Annotated in this window: 16 protein-coding genes and 1 pseudogene; 11 read left to right on the top strand and 6 right to left on the bottom strand. The window is 61.9% G+C overall.

The features are described from left to right. From BLT68_RS09505 to BLT68_RS00170, 4 genes and pseudogenes are all read right to left on the bottom strand, one after another. Positions 1–1,847 (bottom strand): annotated as a pseudogene (locus BLT68_RS09505) (type I restriction endonuclease subunit R); the annotation flags it as partial. Beyond that, a complete protein-coding gene (locus tag BLT68_RS00180; RefSeq protein WP_074632356.1) occupies positions 1,840–3,021 on the bottom strand; it encodes a restriction endonuclease subunit S in 1,182 nt (393 codons plus the stop codon). The gene BLT68_RS00180 and the pseudogene BLT68_RS09505, both read right to left, overlap by 8 nt. Then, a complete protein-coding gene (locus BLT68_RS00175) occupies positions 3,018–4,589 on the bottom strand; it encodes a class I SAM-dependent DNA methyltransferase (protein ID WP_074632355.1) in 1,572 nt (523 codons plus the stop codon). Before BLT68_RS00175 ends, BLT68_RS00180 begins: the two co-directional genes overlap by 4 nt. Before the next feature lie 250 nt (positions 4,590–4,839). Beyond that, positions 4,840–5,589 (bottom strand): DeoR/GlpR family DNA-binding transcription regulator, encoded by a 750-nt coding sequence (locus BLT68_RS00170; RefSeq protein ID WP_074632353.1) that lies wholly within the window; start codon positions 5,587–5,589, stop codon positions 4,840–4,842. Positions 5,590–5,981: 392 nt separating this feature from the next. Here BLT68_RS00170 and BLT68_RS00165 point away from each other — a divergent pair, with 392 nt between their 5' ends. The 11 genes from BLT68_RS00165 to BLT68_RS00115 all read left to right on the top strand — a co-directional run bounded on the left by BLT68_RS00165 (position 5,982) and on the right by BLT68_RS00115 (position 18,266). Continuing rightward, positions 5,982–7,028: a substrate-binding domain-containing protein gene (locus BLT68_RS00165; protein WP_009212863.1), complete on the top strand. Its 1,047-nt coding sequence runs from the start codon at positions 5,982–5,984 to the stop codon at positions 7,026–7,028. A gap of 90 nt (positions 7,029–7,118) precedes the next feature. Further along, on the top strand, positions 7,119–8,663 hold the full coding sequence (locus BLT68_RS00160; RefSeq protein ID WP_074632352.1) for a sugar ABC transporter ATP-binding protein: 1,545 nt from the start codon (positions 7,119–7,121) through the stop codon (positions 8,661–8,663). Next, on the top strand, positions 8,660–9,730 hold the full coding sequence (locus tag BLT68_RS00155) for an ABC transporter permease (protein ID WP_074632350.1): 1,071 nt from the start codon (positions 8,660–8,662) through the stop codon (positions 9,728–9,730). The genes BLT68_RS00160 and BLT68_RS00155 overlap by 4 nt, the downstream gene beginning before the upstream one ends. 5 nt (positions 9,731–9,735) lie before the next feature. After that, positions 9,736–10,851 (top strand): ABC transporter permease, encoded by a 1,116-nt coding sequence (locus BLT68_RS00150; protein ID WP_232618730.1) that lies wholly within the window; start codon positions 9,736–9,738, stop codon positions 10,849–10,851. After that, positions 10,835–11,836 carry a dihydroxyacetone kinase subunit DhaK gene (locus BLT68_RS00145; protein WP_232618729.1) on the top strand — a complete coding sequence of 334 codons (1,002 nt, stop codon included), beginning with the start codon at positions 10,835–10,837 and terminating at the stop codon, positions 11,834–11,836. The genes BLT68_RS00150 and BLT68_RS00145 overlap by 17 nt, the downstream gene beginning before the upstream one ends. Positions 11,837–11,838: 2 nt before the next feature. After that, the gene (locus BLT68_RS00140) at positions 11,839–12,531 is read left to right on the top strand and encodes a DAK2 domain-containing protein (protein ID WP_074632348.1); all 693 of its coding nucleotides are present in this window, start codon (positions 11,839–11,841) and stop codon (positions 12,529–12,531) included. Between the two features lie 390 nt (positions 12,532–12,921). Beyond that, positions 12,922–13,965: an autoinducer 2 ABC transporter substrate-binding protein gene (locus tag BLT68_RS00135; protein ID WP_074632346.1), complete on the top strand. Its 1,044-nt coding sequence runs from the start codon at positions 12,922–12,924 to the stop codon at positions 13,963–13,965. 128 nt (positions 13,966–14,093) lie between these two features. After that, positions 14,094–15,659, top strand: coding sequence for a sugar ABC transporter ATP-binding protein (locus tag BLT68_RS00130; protein WP_074632345.1), 1,566 nt, complete (start codon positions 14,094–14,096; stop codon positions 15,657–15,659). Continuing rightward, positions 15,659–16,660: an ABC transporter permease gene (locus BLT68_RS00125; RefSeq protein WP_050695530.1), complete on the top strand. Its 1,002-nt coding sequence runs from the start codon at positions 15,659–15,661 to the stop codon at positions 16,658–16,660. Before BLT68_RS00130 ends, BLT68_RS00125 begins: the two co-directional genes overlap by 1 nt. A 9-nt stretch (positions 16,661–16,669) precedes the next feature. Beyond that, the gene (locus BLT68_RS00120; protein WP_070778705.1) at positions 16,670–17,716 is read left to right on the top strand and encodes an ABC transporter permease; all 1,047 of its coding nucleotides are present in this window, start codon (positions 16,670–16,672) and stop codon (positions 17,714–17,716) included. Further along, positions 17,703–18,266: an RpiB/LacA/LacB family sugar-phosphate isomerase gene (locus BLT68_RS00115; RefSeq protein WP_074632343.1), complete on the top strand. Its 564-nt coding sequence runs from the start codon at positions 17,703–17,705 to the stop codon at positions 18,264–18,266. Before BLT68_RS00120 ends, BLT68_RS00115 begins: the two co-directional genes overlap by 14 nt. Positions 18,267–18,327: 61 nt before the next feature. Here the strand turns inward: BLT68_RS00115 and BLT68_RS00110 are convergent, their stop codons facing one another. After that, positions 18,328–19,428, bottom strand: coding sequence for a sugar kinase (locus BLT68_RS00110; RefSeq protein ID WP_074632339.1), 1,101 nt, complete (start codon positions 19,426–19,428; stop codon positions 18,328–18,330). After that, positions 19,425–20,057 (bottom strand): bifunctional 4-hydroxy-2-oxoglutarate aldolase/2-dehydro-3-deoxy-phosphogluconate aldolase, encoded by a 633-nt coding sequence (gene eda / locus BLT68_RS00105; protein WP_074632337.1) that lies wholly within the window; start codon positions 20,055–20,057, stop codon positions 19,425–19,427. The genes BLT68_RS00110 and eda overlap by 4 nt, the downstream gene beginning before the upstream one ends. Positions 20,058–20,092 lie beyond the last annotated feature (35 nt).

The raw sequence follows: 20,092 nt of genomic DNA, 5'->3' as shown, positions 1-20,092 counted from the left end.
TCTGGGTCGGCCGCCGAGCCGGTCATAACGACTTTGATGCGGCCCTTGTTGATGTCGTCGGAGTGCCACTGGGGCCGCAGTGCTGTGATCTTGTTGTACAGGGCAACGGCAATACGGCGGCTCATGGTCACGATCATCCCCTTGCCAGCCATGGAGGCGCGGCGCTTCTCCCAGTGCGCCACGATGTCAGCAGCAACTGCATCCAGCCGGGAGTCCGCCCCGACCAGAGCCTCCAGGCGCGACCACTTGGTCTTGGCCTGTTCGGCCTCACCCGTGCTGCTTGCCTCGCTACTGTCATCAACAATGGTGTCCAACTGGCCGAGCTGCTCCTCGTCCAAATTGATCTTGGCCAGGCGGGACTCGTAGAAAATCTTGACGGTTGCGCCGTCTTCCACGGCGCGAGTGAGGTCGTAGATGTCGACGTAGTCGCCGAACACAGCACGGGTGGAGCGATCGTTCGACTCGATGGGCGTTCCGGTGAAGCCGAGGAACGTCGCGCCGGGGAGTGCGTTACGAAGGTGCTTGGCGAGCCCCGCTTTGAGACGGCCTTGGCTGTCGAGGGTCTCCTCGAAGCCGTATTGGGATCGGTGCGCTTCGTCGGCCACCACAACAACGTTGCGCCTATCGGTGAGCACCGGGTTCATGTCCCCGTCCTGGCCGGGAGCGAACTTCTGCAGTGTGGTGAAGATGATGCCGCCCGATGCGCGGGTGAGCAGCTGACGCAGGTTGTCTCGCCCCGTGGCCTGGACCGGGGTCTCGGGAAGGATCTGAGCAGGGGAGAACACCTCGCCGAAAAGCTGGTCATCAAGGTCGTTCCGGTCGGTGATGAACACCAGTGTTGGGTTGGACATGCGCTGGTCCCGCATGAGTTTGGCCGCGTAGAACACCATTTCGAAGCTCTTGCCGGATCCCTGGGTGTGCCACACCACGCCACCGCGCTTGTCCCCGTTTGGACCGGCTGCCCTGACTGTGGACTCAACGGCAGCGTTGACCGCCCAGTACTGGTGGTACTTCGCAATGCGCTTGATGATCATGCGGCGGCGTTGACCAGTGGCCGCGTCGGTGACGGGCTCGTCCGAGTAGACGACGAAGTTCCGCAGAATGTCGAGAAACCGTGCGGGGGTGAACACACCCTTGATGAGTACTTCGAGTGCTGGAGGGTCTGTGACGATGTCGTGTCCGTCCATGGTCTTCCACGGAGCGTAGTGCTCGAAGCCTCCGGTGAAGGAAACTCATCGCCGCAGATGTGCCTCGGAAATGACGGTGATGACGTTGGGGAAGAAGACCGAGGGAATCTGCTTGCGGTATGTCTGAATCTGGTTCCAGGCATTGCGCAGAGTTGCCTTTTCGTCCGTGGGATTCTTCAGCTCCATGAGGCCGACGGGCAGGCCATTGAGAAACACCAGCACGTCGGGGCGACGGTTGTGGCCCCCCTCGACGACTGTGAACTGGTTGAGTGCGCGCCAGTCATTGTTCGCCGGATCGTTGAAGTCAACGAGGCGCAGCCGTACTGTGGTGGGTCGACCATCCTCGCCGGTGGTTTCGACGGGCACGCCCGCCACCATGAGCTCATGAAGCCGCTGGTTCTCACTCATCACGTCCTGGGACTCGGCACGCTGAATGCGCGCGAGCGCGGAGCGCACCAGATCATTCGACGCCCTAGGGTTGAGTCGGACAAGTGCTTCAGCCACGTACGACCACAGAACGCAGTCCCCGGGAGTCTCGCGCGCCTGGCCCACGGGGGCGTCAACAGGCGCGTATCCGGTGCGGTAACCGATCTCGGCAAGCCACTCCTTCGCGGCCTGTTCGACTGTCGATTCATCAAACCGGTAGACGGAACTAGTCATCAACTGACTCCTTTCCAAACGCGTCCGCGACGAGCCGACCAGCCTCGTCGACTCGCATCCGCCCGCTCATCAGCTCCGGCAACAGTGTATCGCGGAGCTCAGCAAGCATCCTGGTTTCGATGGAACAATGATGTGCCATTTCTTCAAGTGTTGAAAGCTGTTCGACGACGGTCTTCTGCTCTTCGAGAGTAAGCAAAGGAACCTGTAGTGATCCAAGACTTGACGGGGAAAGTTCTGTCTGTCCCGTGGAACCCTCAGCCATTTGTTCAATCTCTGACTGGAGCGGAAAAACAAGGTACGGAAGAAGAACCGGTGAAATGCGCTGCCGGTCAGCCTTTACGACTGTCACGTGGCCGTCGACGTAGACGGGTTCCCGATAACTCCAACGACCGACTCTGCCGAGGGTCCCCTGGCCCGTTGAATTGACAAGTAAATCATCAAATTCTGCTATAGCGGATTTCTTCTCGCGCCTGCGAGGTAGCATCAGGCGTGCTGAGCTGAGCGACACCCATCCATCTCGAATGCATCTTTGATTCAAAACGCAGATAGGCGTTGCATTATGACCCTTGTAGTATTTTGGAGTAACTCCCCGCGAAATAGACTCCGCATAGTAACTAAGCGGCACACATGACGTATTGCGTATTAAATAGTCCGTAATAGCGAGCCCTAGTTTACGGCAGAGAACTCGTCGGCGATGGTTGAAGTCGATCTTGTCATCAAGTCTCCCCAGAAGGTCACCTATTGCCATTTGCTGCTCGTACGTGAAGTCTGCAATTTCGTACTCGGAAATTGTGTCCCAGTTTGCGCGAGGCATCCTTGTGCCCGTCGCAGAAGCCGAAGCGAGGTTGGTAAACTCAGGAAGTGCCGCTACGTAAAACAGAAAACGAGGATCAGTGCCGTTTTTCGGTTGAAACACCCAGAAGTCTGAAGAACAAATGCCGTAGCTTGACCCTGTCCATACTACCTTACGAAAGTATGGACGTAAACGGCCGTAGATGGTGTCGTTAGGGAAAAAAGCTAACTTCGCACTGGAAACTGCTTTCGGCGTGTCCCACTGTGTAATATGGAGAGAGCCAGGAGCGATGCTGTCGTACCCAAGGTATTTGCAGTATTCTTTAAATTTGTCGGGTCGAACAAGTTGCCGACGTAGTTCTGCGATTTCACCAAACCTCACTGCCACTCCTTGAGGGAGACGTGAATTTGTTCTTCAAGGAGGTGATCTATCTCGAACGCATTGAGAAGTTCGTTTGTCAGACGTGTTATTCTCTTCTCAATCGGCTCAGCATCGGGGTCGATGGAGTCGTCGAGTCCGACGTACCGGCCGGGGGTGAGGATGAAGTCGTTGTCGGTGATTTCCTGGATAGTGGCTGCTTTGCAGAATCCGGGCACATTCTCGTAGTCATTGTACTCAGTCCGGGAGCGCCACGTATTGTACACACTGGAGATTCGCTCGATGTCATCAGCAGTGAGCTGACGGTGGGCGCGAGTGATCATCTCACCCGTGTTGCGCGCGTCGATGAACAATACCTCGCCGTGCCGGTCGCGGTGCCCGTCGCCATGACGGTTCTTGGAAAGGAACCACAGGCAGGCCGGGATGCCGGTGTTGAAGAAGAGTTTGTCGGGCAGTGCCACGATGCAGTCCACCACGTCCGCCTCGACCATAGCTCGGCGGATGATGCCGTCAGTCTTTGCTTTGGAGGAGAGCGCCCCGTTCGCCATGACGAAGCCCGCGCTACCAGAAGGGCTCAAGTGGTAGAGGAAATGCTGAATCCACGCGTAGTTCGCGTTAGAGTCGTTCGGAGTGTCATACACCCAACGCGGGTCGTCCTGGAGTGTGGCGGACCAGTAGCCCTTGAGGTTGAAGGGCGGGTTGGCGATGATGAAGTCCGCGCGCAGATCCGGGTGCTGGTCCTCGGTGAAGGTCTCAGCGTCCCGAGGGCCGAGGTCTGCCTCGATCCCTCTCAGCGCCAGGTTCATCTTAGCCAGTCTCCACGTGGACGCAGCCTTCTCCTGGCCGTAGATCGACAGTTCGTCGCGATTTCCGCCGTGCGCCTCAACGAACCTCGCGGATTGCACGAACATACCACCACTGCCGCAGCATGGATCGTACACGCGACCTGAAAAAGGCTGGAGCATCTCCACAAGGAGGTTGACGACGCTCCTTGGCGTGTAAAATTCCCCGCCGTCCTTGCCCTTCTCCGCGCCGGCGAACATACCGAGGAAATACTCGTAGACTCTGCCGAGGATGTCGTCGGCATTGTGATCGTCGTCAGCGCCGAATCCGATGGAGCCGATGAGGTCGATGAGTTCACCGAGCATCTCCTCCTTGAGGTCCTCGCGTCCGTAGTTGCGCGGCAGCACGCCCATGAGTGATGGGTTCGCCCGCTCAATCAACCGCATGGCCCCGTCGATTCGCTGGCCGATTCCGGGGAGTTTCGCCGCTGCTTGGAGCTGATCCCAACGCGCGCCGCCGGGAATCCAAAAGACGTTGTGACCAGAGTACTCGTCCCTGTCCTCCAGGAACGACCCGGTCTGCGCTTCGTCCAAGCCGTCCTCAACGAGCTCCCGGCGCAGCTCCTCCCGGCGCTCCGCGAATTTGTCCGAGACGTACTTGAGGAACACGAGCCCGAGCACAACGTGCTTGTATTCAGAGGCCTCCTGGTTCCCCTTCGCCCGCATTGTTTCAGCGGTAGACCAAAGAGTTTGCTCAATACTCGGCGTCGTTCTTTTGTCTGTCGGCATTGCGATTTCCTTAGCTATCTCCCGCTTGCTTCAACGGCTTGTCGATCACCGTGAGGGCTCGCAGGGAGTTGTGGTGTCGGTGTGTGATTCTAGCGGGGAGATCTCCTCCGATGTCTTCCGAGGTGCCCCAATCGACACGACAAAGGATCTTACGCTCAGAACCTTGACGGATCTGGTGGGAGTTTGATCGGCGAATGTCGCCGCCGACAGGAACCTTGGGACTCGGTCCCCCGGTCCCAAGGGCTCTGACCTACCCCTGACTCACCTCGGCCCGGATGAGGGGGATCGGGTAGGCGGCGGCCGAGATGGGGGAGAGGTAGGAATCGGTGATGCCCGCGGTGAAGGCGTCGATGCCGAGGACCTTGTAGAGGGCGTTGCGGCCGAACTTGGTGGAGTCCGCGACGAAGTAGGCGGTCGACGCGATCGCGCGGACCTTCTGCTGCAGCTCGATCGAGTAGCCGGAGGAGGCGTAGATGCCGTCCTCCATCACCGAGTTTGCCCCAAACACGGCGGTGTTCACGCGGATGTGGTCCAGCTGGTCGATCGCGGTCGGCCCCCACATGTGCGTCCGGTTGGGCAGCAGCTCGCCCCCGACGAACACCAGGTTCAGCGATGGCTTCTTGAGGATCTCCAGGCCAACCAGCAGGTCGTGCGTCACCACGGTGACGCGGCGGGCGTTGAGGGCGCGCGCAACCTCCAGGCACGTCGACCCCGAGTCGAGGAAGACGGACTGCCCGTCCAGGATCCGCTCCGCCATCGCCGGCCCGATCGCGCGCTTCTCGGCTCGGTTGGGCGAATCGTGCAGGAACTCCTCGGTGTCCTCGTCCTGCGGGACGGGGATCGCGCCTCCGTGGGTGCGGCGCACGAGGCCCGCCTCGGCAAGGTGCTCCAGGTCCCTGCGGATGGTTGACACGTTGACCTCGAGGGCTTCCGCCAGGGAGGACACGGTCTCGAAGCCTGTCGCCTCAATCATGGAAACAATGGTGTCTTGCCGGGTCACGATGCTTCCTTCTGCTGGCTACGGACGGGGGACGGCGGCGGAATCAACGACGGATGCCTGCAACAGGGCATCGCGGACTCCGCCCTCTTGACACTGTAGCGAACTTTCGGAGCGAATGTGCGCGATACCGCGCAACGAGAGATCTCGCGAGTAATCGCAGTCTACGGGGAGTTATTCGCTCAGTATTTGCGTGTAACCGTGCAACCGAGCGGAGAGGACCGCGCGATGATGGCTGCTTCAGCGCATGAGACATGCGCGAAAGAGAGTTGTAAATGCGCGAAAGCGCGTGTACTGTTGGTGATTGCGACGCGGGTCACGCCATGTTGCGTGCGCCATCGCGGGAGATGGCGAACCCACAGCGTCGGCCAACGAGATCACGAGGAAGTGACGACATGAAGATCGGAAGACTGAGCGCGGCAGCGATGTCCATTGCGTCGATCCTGGCTCTGACGGCCTGCTCGACCGTCGGTGGGACGGCCGGGGAGAACCCCGGGAGCACCACCGGATCGGCCTCAGGCGATGCCAGCAAGACGATGGTCACCGTCGTCAAGGTCAAGGGAATCGCCTGGTTTGATCGAATGGACGTCGGAGTCAAGGAGTGGGGCGCCGCCAACGGCTACGACACGCGAACGGAAGGAGGAACGGACGTCTCCCCCGAGAAGCAGATCCAGATCATCCAGGATCTCATCGCGCAAAAGCCCGCGGCCATCACCGTCGTCCCCAACTCCCCCGAGGCCCTCTCCGCGGTCCTTGAGCAGGCCCGAGCCCAGGGCATCAAGGTGGTCTCCCACGAGGCGACCGGCATCAAGAACGTCGACGTCGACATCGAAGCCTTCGACAACGCCTCCTACGGGGTAGACATCATGAAGAGCATCGGCGAATGCACTGGCGGCACCGGCAAGTACGTGCAATTCGTCGGCGGCCTGACCGCCAAGACCCACATGGAATGGGTCGAGGCAGCCTACGACTACCAGCAGAAGAACTTCCCAGGCATGGAGCGAGTCGAAACGCCCATCGAGTCCACCGACAACGAGACCGCCGCCTACGAGAAGGCGAAGGAGGTGCTCGGCAAGTACCCCGACATCAAGGCCTTCCAGGGCTCCGCAGGTAACGACGTGCCCGGCATTGCACGCGCGATCGAAGAAGCCGGCCTCTCCGACCAGGTCTGCGTCATGGGAACCTCCATCCCCTCCGCCTCCGCCAAGTACCTCGCCACCGGATCGATCGACAAGATCTTCTTCTGGGATCCCGCCCTCGCCGGGAAGGCCCAGCTCCAGATCGCCAAGATCCTCGCTGACGGCGGAACCATCACCGAGGGCACGGACCTCGGCATCGAGGGCTACAACAACCTGCACAAGCTCGACGGCTACGACAACGTCTGGGTCGGCTCCGCCCAGATCGCCGCCGACGCCGAGCAAGCCAAGAAGTACAACTTCTAACGAGGCGGCCCCGGCCTCGGCGCGAGAAAGGCGAGGCCGGGGCTCGCGTCCCACGACAGCGCTGTCCACACGACACTCGAAGGAGAGCACATGCGCACCAATGTGGAACAAGCACCGCGCCCCAACGGACAAGGCTCGAGCGCGCACGAGAACCCCTTCCTAGAGGTTCGTCATATTGTCAAAAACTTTGGCGGCGTCCGAGCCCTCGACAGTGTCGACCTGGCTGTGTGGCCCGGCGAGGTCCTGTGCCTGGCCGGAGAGAACGGCTGCGGGAAATCAACCCTCATCAAGGTAATTTCCGGCGTACACCGGCCAGACTCAGGAACCATCGCAATTGACGGCCAAGAAATCACGGCACTCACGCCGCTCAGTGCGATGAAAGCAGGCATTCAGGTCATCTACCAGGACTTCTCCCTGTTCTCCAACCTCACCGTGGCCGAGAACATCATGATGACATCCTCCATGACCGACAAGAAGAGCTTCTACAGCCGCTCATACACGACGCGGCATGCCCGAATGATCATGGATCGCCTGGGAGTCATCCTCCCCCTCGAAGCCTACGTCGAGCAGCTTTCCGTCGCCGACAAGCAGCTGACTGCGATCTGTCGAGCCCTCGCCGGCAACGCGAAGCTCTTGATCATGGACGAGCCAACAACCGCCCTGACCCAACGGGAGGTTGCTCGACTCTTCATGGTGGTTGAGAAGCTCAGCGCCGAGGGGGTAGCACTCATCTTCGTGTCGCACAAGCTTGACGAGGTCATGGCGATCTCTCAGCGCGTCACCATCATGCGCTCCGGGCGCAACGTCATCGACTCCCCGGTCGAGGAACTCGACCGGGAGAAAATTACCCACTACATGACCGGAAAGGAACTCGACCAGAGCAGGCGCGTCCCGGCCCTCGAACTGGACGCCCATGAACGCCTGAGGGTCGAAGCTCTCACTTCCAAGGGAGGCTTCGAGGATGTCAGCTTTTCCGTGAAGAAAGGAGAAATCCTTGGAATCACCGGACTTCTCGGCTCGGGACGAACCGAAATAGCGCAGGCGCTCTTCGGCCTTCTCCCGATCGACAGTGGACGTGTGTATATCGACGGTGAACAGGTCGAGGTCAACTCCATCAAGCAGGCGATCGGTGCCCACATCGGATACGTCCCAGAGGATCGACTCACCGAGGGACTCTTTCTCGACAAGTCCATCGCCGATAATGTGATCGCTGCGTCCCTCGACCACCATACCTCGAAGCTCAACACGCTCCGCAAGGACAGGATTAGACAGACCATCGCGCACTACTTCGAGACCCTCCGGATCAAAGCGCCGGATGTTCTCGCCCCCGTGCGCTCTCTGTCCGGCGGAAACGCCCAGAGGGTTGTTCTCGCCAAGTGGCTCGCACGCAAGCCCAAGGTCCTCATCCTCAACGGTCCCACGGTCGGAGTCGATGTTGGATCAAAGGCCGAAATCCTGGAGATCCTGCGGGAACAAGCGAGGGCCGGGATGGCCATCGTCATAATCTCTGACGACGCCCCGGAACTCGTCTCCTGCTGCCATCGCGTGTTGATCACCAAGGGCGGTCATATCGACGCCGAATTGACTGGAACGGACGTCGATACCCGAACGATTAGAAAGATGGTCGTGTCATGAACCTTCCCGCCGCCGTACGAAACGTGCTGCGTTGGATCTGGGGACCCAACCGCGAGGGAATCGTCCTCACAGTCCTGGTGGTGCTCGCTCTCGTCATGTCAGTGATTAGCCCTGCCTTCTTCACGGTCTCCACGCTCTTCTCCCTTCTGCGTTCCTCCATCGTCCCGACGATCTACGCGCTGGGCGTCCTGCTGGTCATCATCTCCGGCGGAATTGACGTCTCCTTCGCGGCCATCGCGTCTTTCGCCTCCTACGCCACCATCGTGTTCCAACTGAGCCGAGGCATCAACATCGGCCTGTTCGGATCCTTCGCGATGGCGCTGATCATCGGAGCCTTGCTGGGGCTCCTCAACGGCTACCTGATCTCCCGATTCCGGCTCCCAACCCTCATCGTCACCCTTGGCACCCAGGGCATCTTTCAAGGCTTCCTCCTGGCGTACATCGGCTCCACGTACATCGCCCAACTACCCGAGGGTATGGCCTCCGCCTCGACCGCCAATATCGTCTCGGTCGATACCGATACCGGCGTCGCGCTGCTGCACTCGATGATCATTCCAGCCATCATCCTGGCGATCGTCATCGCGCTGCTGCTCAGCAAGACGATGTTCGGCCGGGCCATCTACGCGATCGGCGGGGACACCGAGTCCGCCCACCGGGCCGGAATCGACGTCAAGAGAACGCAGATCTGCGTCTACGTCATCGCGGGAACGCTGGCTGCAACCGCAGGCATGGTCTACATGATCCTGGGCCGCTCGGCCAACCCCCAGGAGTTGGTCGGACACGAACTCGACATCATTGCCGCCGTCGTCCTTGGAGGCGCGTCAATCTTCGGAGGGCGTGGCTCCGTCCGGGGAACCATCCTCGGGGTCCTGCTCGTGCAGCTGATTAACAACTCGCTGATCCTCATCGGCGTTCCGAGCGCATGGCAGCGCGCCGCAGTCGGCCTGCTTCTCGTCGCCGGCGTTGGCATTCAAGCCCTGGCCGCCAAACGAGGAACGAGACTCCTACGAAGCAAAAACGCGCAGGCCGACCACAGCAACGCCGACCCCCAGGCCGTCAAAGGATGAGCGCCATGAACACTACACTTCGTGAAACCAACTCCCGCATTGACCGTTTGAGCGCTTCTCTGCTGTCTCGGATACGACGCGACAGGTCAATCGGCCGAATGGTCCTCATTCTGCTCGTCGCCATCGCACTGTTCTCAGTCCTGTCCCCGAGTGTCTTCCTCACGGGACTGAACGTACAGAACATGCTGCTCGCCGTCGCAGAGATCGGCATCCTCTCGATTGCGATGATGATCTCCATGGTCACAGGGGGCATCGACCTATCGTTGGTTGCAATCGCCAACCTGTGCGCGATCACCGTCTCGACGCTCTACACCTCGTCGGTGCTGGGGGGTGCCGCGAGTGCCGAACGGTGGAGCCTGGTCATCATCCTCATCGGACTGGCCGTCGGCCTCGCCTGCGGTCTGGTGAACGGCTTCCTGATTGCTTACGTGGGTGTCACCCCGATCCTGGCCACGCTGGGGACGATGCAGATATTCAACGGCTTGGCGGTCGTGTGGACGGGAGGCAAGACCCTCTACGGTTCTCCCGAATCTCTCACCGCTTTCGGAAAGACTGCCGTCGCGGGCGTCCCGCTCCTGTTCATCGTTTTCGGCCTCGTCGCGCTGTTGATCGGATTCATCCTGTCCCGCTCGCCGCTGGGTCTGGCGCTCTCGCTCGAGGGAGCGAACCGAACGGCCGCCCGATTCTCCGGCATTCGATCGACACGAATCCTGATGAGCTCGTACCTGCTGACGGGCTTCCTCGGATCGCTGACGGGAATCGTGTTCATCGCCCGAAACCCCACGGCCTCGGCCGACTATGGAGCCTCTTACGTTCTGCTCGTCATCGTCATCGCCGTCCTCGGAGGGACGAACCCGAACGGCGGCTTCGCCACCGTTGGAGGCGTATTCCTGGCGGCCCTGACGCTCCAAGTCGTTCAGAGCGGATTCACCTCGATGAGGTTGTCCGCCTTCCAATACTCCATCGCCCAGGGAGTCATCCTTATTGGCGTTCTCGTCCTTGATTGCATCGATTGGAAAGACGTCCGATCGCGCCTCTCCTCAGCCTTCAGCCCACAGATTCGGCAGTCGCTGGCGAAAGCGGCTCAACAGAAAGGAAATGATCATGAAGAAGATCATTAACAACCCCGGCCAGTTCGTCGATGAGATGGTTGAGGGCATTCTCCTGGCTCACCCCGATCAGGTCAAGACACCCGGCGACGATCGCCGCGTTCTCGTCCGTGCCGACAGCCCAACCCTGGGCAGGGTTGGAATCGTGACCGGGGGTGGCTCGGGACACCTCCCCCTCTTCAAAGGCTACGTCGGCAAAGGACTGTGCTCCGGTGTCGCCATCGGCAACGTCTTCTCCTCTCCGTCAGTCCAGCAGTGCGCGGATGCCGCCAAAGCGGTCGATGGTGGCGCAGGCGTGCTCTTCCTCTACGGAAACTACGGCGGCGACGTCTTCAACTTTGACCTGGCCGTGGACCTCCTCGAACTTGACGGAATCGAAACGCGCACCGTTCTCGGCTGTGACGACGTGGCCTCTCAACCCAAGGAGCGCGCGAAGGATCGTCGAGGTGTCGCGGGTATCTTCTTTGCATACAAGGCTGCGGGCGCGGCCGCCGAGCGAGGCGATACGCTCGACGAGGTTGCTGACGTCGCTCAGAAGGTTGTCGATAACACGGCCACGATGGGCGTCGGCCTCTCCCCAACAATTCTCCCCACAACCGGTTCCCCGTCCTTCGAACTACCCGAAGGGGAGATGGAAATCGGCATCGGTATTCACGGCGAACCCGGAATCCATCGTGGTCCTCTCGGAACCGCCGACGAGATAGCGGACAGGATCCTCGACTCCGTCATTCCTGACCTGGGCTTGAGCGAGGGAGACCGCGTCGCGGTCCTCGTCAATGGCCTCGGAGCGACGCCGCTGGAGGAGCTGTATCTGCTCTATAGGCGCGCGCATCATCGTCTTGCGGACCTCGGGGTCGTGATCGAGCGCCGCTACGTCGGTGAGTACGCAACGTCCCTGGAAATGGCCGGAGCCTCGATCTCCCTGCTCAAGGTAGACGACGGTCTCCTTGAGCTCCTGGATGCTCCAGCTCAGTCCCCGTTCTTCAGGGAGGCGTAACTATGCGATCTCGTGGACTCATACGTCAGATCCAGGCCTCGATGTCGCTGCTGATCGAGTCCTCGGACGAACTGGGTGACCTCGATCAGGTTCTCGGGGACGGCGACCTGGGCATCACGATCTCCGCGGGCGCGCGTGCGGTGATCGAAGCGCTCGACGCCATGCCCACAGATCCAGAGCCGGTCCCCTCCGACGTCGCGCGGACCTGCGCGAGAGCATTCGCGAATGCGAATCCGTCAACGATGGCGGCGCTGGTGGCCGGAGGCCTGCTCGCGGGTTCCAAGGTCTGGGTAGGATGCGAGGACGTGACCGCAGTGGAAGCCGAGGCGTTCATCCGTGCGGCCGCGAACTCGATCTCCCATCGCGGAAAGAGCCAAGTCGGCGACAAGACGATCCTTGACGCGATGGTGCCCGCCGTCGATTCGCTGGCCGACAGCCTCTCAGCTAATCCGCAGGTGGCAACGGATAGCGGCCTTGCGTTAGCTGCCCTCGATAGCGCGATCTCGTCCTCGGCCGCCGTCGTCGTGGCCACCCGAGACCTGCAGTCCCAGCGTGGGCGAGCCTCGTGGCTGCAGGACAGGTCAATCGGCCTGCAAGATCCCGGAGCGACGGCCTTCCTGCGCGCCCTTGAGGCCTGGCGAGATGCCGCCACTGGAGAGAGGGGGCCTCGGGCGGCCGTCGTGGAAAACCTCTGAGGCCGCTTCGTTGTGACCATACCCGAGGCTGGAGGTGAATGAGAGTTCGCCTCCAGCCATCGTATTTATATGTGGTAGTCCGCAGGAGTGTGTCGCGTCGACCCTTTCTCCTCAGACCATTCATGTCCCAATAGTTTGAAGTCACTTCGATAAACCTGTATGCTTTGTTAACAACTGTTCGTTCGGTAGCAATCCGGACCAATTTCGTCCATATGGCAAGAGACGACAAGCCTATGGCGTAGGATGGTGGCACGCCGCCGCGCCCCCAAGGACGGGGAGTGCCCGGCACACAATATCGCAGCAGAGCCGCGACGGAGCAACGTTGCAACGCAGCGACGCAGCTGCTCAACAACCACAACACAGACGTTGAAATACCCAGAGGAGTCTTCAATGAAGCCCAATCTCGCAGCAACCGCGCTCGTCACCGCATCTGCGTTCGCCCTCACCCTCGGCGCGTGCACGGGAGGGGACGCCTCCCAATCCTCGACCAACCGGTCCGGGGGACGCGGCGGCAACCACACGATCGCCGTCGTCCCCAAGGACGCCACCAACCCCTGGTTCGTCCGCATGGAAACCGGCGTGAAAAAGTACGCGGCCGACACCGGCATGAACGTATTCCAGAAGGGCCCCGCCGAAACAGACGCCACCATGCAGGCGCAGGTCATCCAGGACCTCATCGCCCAGGGGGTTGACGCTATCTGTGTGGTCCCGGTTGACCCGGGCGCCATCGAACCCGTCCTCAAGCAGGCCATGGACGCGGGCATCACGGTGGTCACCCACGAGGGCGCTTCCCAGCAGAACACCATGTACGACATTGAGGCCTTTAACAACAGCGAATACGGCGCGTTCATCATGGATAACCTGGCCCAGGCCATGGGCGAGGAAGGCGTCTACACCACCATGGTCGGCCACGTCACCAACGCGTCCCACAACGAGTGGGCCGACGGCGCGGTCGCCCACCAGAAGGAAAAGTACCCGAAGATGACGCTGCTGGAGGCCGAGCCCCGCGTCGAATCCCAGGACAACGCGGAGACCGCCTACCAGACCGCCAAGGAAGTCCTCAAGAAGTACCCCGAGGTCAAGGGTATCCTGGGCACCTCCTCCTTTGATGCGCCCGGCACCGCCCGCGCCATCGACGAACTGGGCCTCAAGGGCAAGGTCTTCACAGCCGGGACCGGCCTGCCCAACGCTAACAGGCAGATCCTCCAGGACGGATCGGTCGCCTCGCTGACCCTGTGGGACCCCGCGGACGCCGGCTACGCGATGGCGTCCCTGGCCACCAAGATCCTCGACGGTGAAAATATTTCCGACGGCGTCAACCTGGGCGTCAAGGGATACGAGAACATGCACTTCTCACCGGGATCCACCAAGGTTCTCGAAGGGAACGGATGGATCCAGATCACCAAGGACAACGTTGACTCCTTCGGTTTCTGACCACAATCCAGCCGACAGCCACCCGGCCATGGCCTCGTCACCACGAACGAGGCCATGGCCGGGTAACCCCGACACCACCGCAGGCGGCCGGCAGCCCCGAACGGTGGCAAGCAAGAAAAGGACCCCACATGGACACCCCAGTGCTGGCGGTGCGACACGTCAGTAAATCCTTCGCGGGCGTACGAGCCCTGGTCGACATCGACCTGGAGATCGCGCCCGGAGAAATCCACTGCCTGGCCGGAGAAAACGGTTCGGGCAAATCCACCCTCATCAAAGTCATCTCCGGCGTCCACACCCCGGAGGAGGGGACGGTCGCCATCGCGGGACGCGAGTACGCGCGCCTGACCCCCGCCGACGCGATCGACGCCGGAGTGCGCGTCATCTACCAGGATTTCTCCATCTTCCCCAACCTTTCCGTCATGGAAAACATCGCGCTCGGCAGCGAAGTCGCCGCAGGTTCCCGACTGGTCAACCGCTCGCACATGCGCGATATCGCGCGCGAGGCCGTGGCCAAGATCGGCTTCAGCGTCGACCTTGACGAGCTCGTCGGCAACCTCTCCGTCGCCGACAAGCAGCTGGTCGCCATCAGCCGCGCACTCATGGGAGACGCGAAGCTCATCATCATGGACGAACCCACGACCGCGCTCACCAAAAAGGAGGTGCGCGCCCTCTTCGACATCATCCTGGATCTGCGCTCGCGGGGGATCGCGATCCTCTTCGTGTCCCACAAGCTTGAGGAGGTTTTCGAGATCGCCGAGCGCTTCACGATCCTGCGCAGCGGACACAGGGTCATCACCTGCCCCAAGGAAGACCTCGACCGTGCCAGCTTCGCCCGCCACATGACAGGGCGCGACTTCGACGATGAACGCTACCGGAGAGGCTACATTGACCAGGAGCCGATCCTCCAGGTTCGCGGAGCCACCGTGGGCGGCGCCTTCACCGACGCTTCCCTCACCGTCCGCCCCGGCGAAATCCTGGGAATCACGGGCCTGCTGGGATCCGGTCGCACCGAATTGGCCATGTCCCTCTTTGGAATGATCCCCCTCGACTCCGGGCGCATCACCGTCAAAGGTAAGGATGTCACCCTGCGGGGCGTGCGCGACGCCATCGACGCCGGCATTGCCTACGTTCCCGAGGACCGGCTGACCGAAGGGCTCTTCCTTTCCCGGTCCATCGGTGAAAACATCACGATCTCCGAGATAGATGCCTTCACGCGTGCCCTGGGCTTCGTCGACAAGGTAGCAATACGGGCAGAAGAAAAGAAGTGGGTCGAGCGGCTTGGCGTCGTTACCCCCGACCCCGCGGGCGCCGTCAACACATTGTCGGGCGGCAATCAGCAGAAGGTCGTCCTGGCCAAGTGGCTCGCCATCAGCCCCTCCGTCCTCATCCTCAACGGCCCCACGGTCGGTGTCGACATCGGAAGTAAATACACGATCCATTCCATCCTGCGGGAACTCGCGGGGCAGGGCATGGCGATCGTCATAATCTCCGACGACATCGCCGAGGTACTCACCAACTGCTCGACGATCGCCATCATGCGCGCCGGAGAACTCAGCGAGGCGATCAATCCCGATTCCCTCACCGAGGCGGAGCTGACCCGGCTGCTGTCCGAAGAGGGCTCACCGGCCGGGTCGAGGGACGACACCAAGGCGCAGCCGAGGCCGACCGCCGCAAGCGAGAGGGGAGAGGACTAATGCCCCGAACAATCACGAAACTGCTGCGAGCCAACGAATTCTGGGTCTTCCTGGTCATCGCCGCGCTCACGCTCGTCATCCAGGCGCGTTCCGGACAGTTCTACACCGTCAACAACATGGTCGACCTGGCAGGGGCGATGGTCGTCCCCGGCCTGTTCGCCATCGCCGCGCACCTCGTCCTGGTCTCCGGCGGCATTGACGTGTCCTTCCCCGCGCTGGCCTCCCTGGCGGTCTACGTGACCACCAAGATCCTGGTTGACCACGGGTGGAACGGCCCCGTCATCATCCCCTTCCTGATCGCCGCCGCCTTCGGCGCGATCTTGGGCGCTTTCAACGGAATCTTCACCTCCAGGCTCACGGTCCCCACGCTGATCATCACGCTGGGCACGGCCAACGTCTTTAACGGTGTCATGCAGGGGGCACTGAAGTCCGTCCAGATCAATACGATCCCGCAGTCCATGCAGGCCTTCGGGTCCGCGTCCCTGTTTGTCGCCCGCAACGAAAACTCCGGGTTGCAATCGGCCATGCCCGTGTCCTTCCTGATCTTGGTTGGGGTCCTCGCTGTCGCGTTCTTCGTCACCCGATACACCATGTTCGGGCGTTCCCTCTTCGCCATCGGCGGCGACGAGAGCGCGGCCGCGCGCGTCGGCTTCAAGGTCCGGGCCACCAAGTTCTGGCTCTACGTCCTGGTCGGCATCATCGCCGCCCTGGCCGGCATGGTCCGCACCTGCTCCATGGGGCAAATGCACCCCACCAACCTGCTGGGCATGGAAATGATGGTCATCGCCGCCGTCGTCCTGGGCGGCACCGCCATCACCGGCGGAAAGGGTACGCTGACCGGCGTCATGCTGGGCACGCTGCTCATCGTCATCGTTCAAAACTCCATGATCCTCATGGGGATCCCGACATTCTGGCAGGGCTTTGCCCTGGGCCTGCTCATCATCGTCGGAACCGGTGTCTCCGCGCTCCAGGTCATGCGCGCCCGCCGAGCCGGACACTAGGAGGAACACATGTCAACGCTCATCACCTCTCCGCGTCTCGCTTTCCTGAAAAAGGACAGCTACATGACGCGCCTTGTCATCGTCTTTATCCTCCTGCTCATCTTCTTCGCGGCCGTGCGGCCCGGACCCTTTTTCGCCGTGCGCACCTGGCAATCGATGGCGGTCCAATTCCCCGAATTCGGCCTCATGAGCCTGGGTGTCATGTTCACCATGTTCACCGCCGGCATCGACCTGTCCGTCGTCGCCATCGCGAACGTCACCTCCATATGCGCGGCCCTCACGTTGCGCGCCACCCTGGCAAGCGCCGTCACCCCCTCGTCCATGATGCTTGCCGCGCTCATCGCCCTGGGCGTCGCCCTGGGGGTCGGCATCCTCTGCGGGCTCATCAACGGCCTCCTCGTCGCAGTCTTGAAGATCCCGCCCATCCTCGCCACCCTCGGTACCCTCGAACTCTTTGGAGGCGTCGCCCTGATCCTGACCCAGGGCAAACCCGTCTCCGGGGTGCCCCCGGCGTTCGGCGCCGTCTTCTCCGCGCGGGTGGCTGGGATCGTCCCCGTCCCGCTCCTGGTGTTCCTGGTGTGCGCGCTGGTGGCCGGATTCATCGTCGCGTTCACCGGGTTCGGCACGACCATCCTCATGCTGGGCACCAACGACACCGCGGCGCGTTTCTCGGGCCTGAAGGTCAACAACCTGCTGATCCGCACCTACGTGCTCTCCGGCGTCATGGCGGCCATGGCTGGCATCGTCATGCTGGCGAACTACAATTCGGCGAAAGCCGACTACGGTGCCTCCTACACGCTGCTCACCGTGTTGATCGTCGTCCTCGGAGGCGTCAACCCCAACGGCGGCTCCGGCAGGCTCAGCGGCGTCCTGCTCTCCATCCTCATGCTTCAGGTCCTCTCCTCCGGTCTGAACATGTTCCCGGCCATCTCCAACTTCTATCGACCCCTGATCTGGGGAGGTGTCCTTTTGCTCGTGATTTGCATGAACGAAGGGCTCTTCTCCTGGACGAAACTGCGACACCTCTTGAAAGGACGAGCACATGCTGACAATTGAGGACAAGCACGTCGTCGTCGGCGCCGACTTCGCCGGACACCCGCTCAAGGAAGCCGTCAAAGCTCACCTCGAAGAGCGAGGATGGACCGTCACGGACCTGACGCCCGACCCGGCGACCACCCCCATGTACCACCGGGTCGGCTTCGCCCTGGGCGCCCAGATCGCCGAAGGCAAATTCGAGCGGGCCCTTGCGTTCTGCGGTACCGGCATGGGCATCCACATCGCCGCATCCAAGGTCCCGCACGTGCACGCCGCCGTCTGCGAGTCCGTGCCGGCCGCCCGCCGCTGCGCAGCCGCCAACAACGCGAACCTGTTGGCCATGGGCTCCTTCTACGTCGCCCCGCGCACCGCGATGGCCATGGCCGACGCCTTCCTCGAATCCTCACTCGGCAGCGGGTACGAGGCCTGGGACGGTTTCTACGAATACCACCGCATCGGGTACGACGAGTGCGAGAACTTTGACTACGAGGCCTACAAGGCCAACGGGTTTACGGTCGTGGATCCCGCCAGCGCAGTGCTGGCTGAGGAGCCCAGGGGCCTGGCCTACTGACGCCCATCTCCGGCGCCCGCCTGGGGCCCGTCCCCCGACGGCCCCCAGGCGGGCGCCGGTGTCAGCGGCGCACCCGCGCCCCTCCTCCGCGCATCAAGTGTTCGACCTCTTCGACCGATGCCATGGAGGTGTCGCCGGGTGTGGTCATCGCGAGAGCACCATGGGCGGCCCCGTATTCAACGGCCTGAGAAATGTCGCTGGTGGCCATGAGCCCATAGATCAGACCGGATGCGAAGGAGTCGCCCCCGCCAACGCGGTCCAAGATCTCCAGCCCATCGCGCTGCGTCGCCCGGGCGAAACCGTCCGTGCGGGACCATGCGATGGCGCCCCAGTCGTTGGTCGTCGCCGTGCGGACCTGCCTGAGGGTCGTCGCGATGACCTCAAAGTTCGGGTATTCCTGCTGCACCCGCATGATCATTCGTTCAAAGGAGTCAACCTGGAGGTTTGTGAGGTTCTGGTCCGCTCCCTCGACTTCGAAACCCAGCGAGGCGGTGAAATCCTCCTCGTTGCCGATCATCACGTCGACGTAACGGGCCAGTTCGCGATTGACATCGCGCGCCTTTTGGATCCCACCGATGCCCTTCCAGAGGGACGGACGGTAGTTCAAATCATAGGAAACCACCGTCCCATGGCGCTTTGCGGCCGACATCGCGGTCTTCGCCACTTCGGCCGAGCGCTGGGAAAGGGCTGCGAATATGCCTCCCGTGTGGAACCAACGGACCCCCAGGTGTCCGAACAAATGGTCCCAATCGACGTCGGTGGGGGCCATCTGCGATATGGCTGTGTGGCCGCGATCGGAGGTTCCCACCGCCCCGCGCACGCCGAACCCACGTTCGGTGAAGTTTAAACCGTTGCGCGCGGCGCGTCCGACGCCATCGGAATCTACCCACTGAATGAAGCGGGTATCCAGACCGGAAGTGAGTATGAGGTCCTCGAGCAGACGCCCCACCTCGTCGCGGACCAGCGAGGTCACGATCGCTCCCCTGAGACCGAAGCAACGACGCAGGCCTCTCGCAACATTGTATTCCCCGCCCCCTTCGCAGGCGCGGAACATGCGGGCGGTGCGCACCCGTCCCTCGTCGGGATCCAACCGCAGCATGACCTCGCCCAGGGAGACTACGTCGAACGTGCACTCGTGTGCGCTCCGCAACTGCATGCTCATCGCCCGCTCTCCTTCGCGATGCGCACCGCCTCGGCGCTGAGCGCGGTGATTGTTGCCCAATTGCGGCTCTCAACCAGTTCGCGGCGCACCATCCAAGAGCCCCCGCATGCCGCGATTTCGGGCATACGCAGGTACTCGGGCAGAAGTGATGGGGAAACGCCCCCGGTGGGAACGAAACGCAGACCGGGGAACACCGCCGAGTAGGCCTTGATCGCACCGGCCCCTCCGAGGATGTTGGCCGGGAAGAACTTCACGACATCGATGCCCATCGCGAGCGCGGCCATGATGAGACTGGCGTTTGAGCATCCGGGCAGCGCGGGCACTCCCGCCTCCTGGCACGTGCGGACGATGTCCGCCGAAAAACCGGGGGACACCACGTAGCGCGCCCCCGATTCGATCGCTCGTTTCGCCTGGTGCGCGTTCAGCACGGTTCCCGCGCCCACCACGAGCCCGTCGATGCCGTTCATGGCTTCTATTGCGTCGGGGGCGGCCGCGGTCCTGAACGTCACCTCTGCGGTGCTGATCCCGCCCGCGACCAGGGCACGCCCCACGTCCACCCCCTCTTGTGCATCGTTGACGACCACGACCGGTATCACCGGGTTGGCGCGTAGTATTTGATCGAGACGCATAGGACCTCCTTGTTATGCGACGGGTTGTGAGTGCA

Origin of the sequence: Schaalia meyeri (assembly GCF_900105015.1) — a bacterium.
Classification (GTDB): Bacteria; Actinomycetota; Actinomycetes; order Actinomycetales; family Actinomycetaceae; genus Pauljensenia; species Pauljensenia meyeri.
The sequence above is the reverse complement of the archived record's forward strand: the minus strand, read 5'-3'. Positions and strand labels throughout refer to the sequence as shown.

What these genes read in the sequence shown, in the direction of transcription:
- BLT68_RS00175 (WP_074632355.1), bottom strand. Translation starts at nt 4,589, where the DNA reads ATGCCGACAGACAAAAGAACGACGCCGAGTATTGAGCAAACTCTTTGG.
- BLT68_RS00165 (WP_009212863.1), top strand. Translation starts at nt 5,982, where the DNA reads ATGAAGATCGGAAGACTGAGCGCGGCAGCGATGTCCATTGCGTCGATC.
- BLT68_RS00160 (WP_074632352.1), top strand. Translation starts at nt 7,119, where the DNA reads ATGCGCACCAATGTGGAACAAGCACCGCGCCCCAACGGACAAGGCTCG.
- BLT68_RS00155 (WP_074632350.1), top strand. Translation starts at nt 8,660, where the DNA reads ATGAACCTTCCCGCCGCCGTACGAAACGTGCTGCGTTGGATCTGGGGA.
- BLT68_RS00150 (WP_232618730.1), top strand. Translation starts at nt 9,736, where the DNA reads ATGAACACTACACTTCGTGAAACCAACTCCCGCATTGACCGTTTGAGC.
- BLT68_RS00145 (WP_232618729.1), top strand. Translation starts at nt 10,835, where the DNA reads ATGAAGAAGATCATTAACAACCCCGGCCAGTTCGTCGATGAGATGGTT.
- BLT68_RS00140 (WP_074632348.1), top strand. Translation starts at nt 11,839, where the DNA reads ATGCGATCTCGTGGACTCATACGTCAGATCCAGGCCTCGATGTCGCTG.
- BLT68_RS00135 (WP_074632346.1), top strand. Translation starts at nt 12,922, where the DNA reads ATGAAGCCCAATCTCGCAGCAACCGCGCTCGTCACCGCATCTGCGTTC.
- BLT68_RS00130 (WP_074632345.1), top strand. Translation starts at nt 14,094, where the DNA reads ATGGACACCCCAGTGCTGGCGGTGCGACACGTCAGTAAATCCTTCGCG.
- BLT68_RS00125 (WP_050695530.1), top strand. Translation starts at nt 15,659, where the DNA reads ATGCCCCGAACAATCACGAAACTGCTGCGAGCCAACGAATTCTGGGTC.
- BLT68_RS00120 (WP_070778705.1), top strand. Translation starts at nt 16,670, where the DNA reads ATGTCAACGCTCATCACCTCTCCGCGTCTCGCTTTCCTGAAAAAGGAC.
- BLT68_RS00115 (WP_074632343.1), top strand. Translation starts at nt 17,703, where the DNA reads ATGCTGACAATTGAGGACAAGCACGTCGTCGTCGGCGCCGACTTCGCC.
- BLT68_RS00110 (WP_074632339.1), bottom strand. Translation starts at nt 19,428, where the DNA reads ATGAGCATGCAGTTGCGGAGCGCACACGAGTGCACGTTCGACGTAGTC.
- eda (WP_074632337.1), bottom strand. Translation starts at nt 20,057, where the DNA reads ATGCGTCTCGATCAAATACTACGCGCCAACCCGGTGATACCGGTCGTG.